The sequence below is a fragment of the Thermodesulfobacteriota bacterium genome (genome assembly GCA_040755095.1).
Classification (GTDB): domain Bacteria; phylum Desulfobacterota; class Desulfobulbia; order Desulfobulbales; family JBFMBH01; genus JBFMBH01.
Window position 1 is genome coordinate 1 of record JBFMBH010000254.1, and the last position, 1,642, is coordinate 1,642.

Sequence of the window (1,642 nt, forward strand, 5' to 3'; positions counted from 1 at the left end):
CGAAGGCCAGGCCCCAGAGGTCGAAGGGCGGCGCGGCCAGAACCAGGAAGAAGGCGGTGGCGAGCGCCGCCAGGATGCCCTGCCAGGCCGGAAGGGCAGGCGGCAGGGGATGGGCGCCCCGGGCCGGCCCGCTGTGCTCAGCCGGCGGGGCTGCGCCGGTGTCCGCCGCCATCAGTCCCGCTTGCGCCGGATGTCGACGATGATCTCCGGCCGTGCGAAGGGGTCCCGGAGCTCGGGGGCGGATGAGGGCCTGGCCTGAGGCGCCGGTGCCCCGTTCATGAGTCGCCACCGGTAGCCGGGATCGTCCTCAGGCCCGATCTCCACCTCCGGCTGCGGCGGCGCCACATCGGTCAACGGCTCCGCCATGGCCGCCACCCGCGCCTCCCGTCGCGCCTCCGCCTCCTCCCTGGCCCGCCGGCGGGCCGCCGCGACCACGGTCGGATCGAGCCGCGCCTCCGCCGCCTTGAGAATGGGGGCGAGGGCGGGGTCGGGACGGGCGGCGGGGTGGGGAGGGGTGGGCTGGGTGGCCGGCCGGGCGGCTGAGGGCTGGCTGGAGGCGGTGGGCTGGGAGGGGGCGGCGCGGTCGGCAAAGGAGAAATAGGACACGACGACGATGACCAGGATGGCCACGGCAAGGGCGAGGTGGTCGATGGTGATGGTCCTGTGCTTCGGAATGTTCATGGGGCATCACGTGTCAGATCTATGCGGCACCGGTACCGGAACACCATTCATCATTCCGGTTTTCGGCCAGCAGTCAGTGACTCCATCATGGCATGGCATTTCGGAATAAGGTCCTTGTCGGTCTTGGCCTCTTTCCAGCAGCTGGACAGTTCCGCACTCTTCGGCAGCGAACGCCAGCCATTGCGGAAGCAATCGGCCAGTGTTTGGAGTGCCTCAGGCTGGCCGCCGAGCGCCGCTTTGATGAGCCACGGGAGCGATTTCTGTTCGCGCTCCTCCGTGGACGGATCTGGCTTCCCATGCCCGTATCCCAGGCCCAGGGCAAAGGAAACATCGAATTGCGCCTGAGGAAGGCCTTTTTCTGCGTAAGGCAAGGCGACTCTATAGAGCCTTTCAAAGAGATACTGCGCGGCAGCGGCTTGGCCTTCGACTTTGAGAAGCCTGTCTTCCTCCGGCCTGGCGGATTGCTTTTCCGTTTCCATACACTGCAGGTAATCTGCAAGTAGGGAGTGCCCGTTTGGCTCATCACTCCAGGAAGGAGCCGCAATAACAACAGATGACGCCATGATTATAACTGTTACCAGTAACCGAATCGCTGTCATGCTGCCACCTCTCAGAACTCCCTTTCGGCAAACGGAATGATCCACTCCATGTCGCATCGTGACGCCCCTGGAACTTGTACTCCATTGATCGAACGGTAGTAGTCCCTTACGAGATTGGCCTGCTGCTCGACGTTTAGCGCTGCCCATGTCGTCGACGATTCCAATGGCAGGTAGCTCGTGTTGCCAGTAAAGTAGGCCAGTACTGACCCGATTCCCACATCCATCTTCTGCTGGAATTGCCAGACGTGGGTGCTCTCGTGGATGAACCAGGCGCGTTCACCGAGTGTTCCCTGCGAGAAGTCGTCGAGGTAATCAGCAGGGTGAAAGTAGATGTTGCCGTCCGGCGCCATTGCCACGCCTTC

The 1,642-nt window shown here is 63.8% G+C and carries 3 protein-coding genes; all 3 read right to left on the reverse strand.

What is annotated here, in order from left to right:
* Positions 1-171: 171 nt before the first annotated feature.
* A complete protein-coding gene (locus tag AB1634_19450) occupies positions 172-681 on the reverse strand; it encodes a hypothetical protein (GenBank protein MEW6221689.1) in 510 nt (169 codons plus the stop codon).
* 50 nt (positions 682-731) lie between these two features.
* Positions 732-1,160 (reverse strand): hypothetical protein, encoded by a 429-nt coding sequence (locus tag AB1634_19455; GenBank protein MEW6221690.1) that lies wholly within the window; start codon positions 1,158-1,160, stop codon positions 732-734.
* 131 nt (positions 1,161-1,291) lie between these two features.
* Positions 1,292-1,642 (reverse strand): hypothetical protein (locus AB1634_19460; GenBank protein MEW6221691.1); only part of this gene is annotated, 351 nt, incomplete at its 5' end.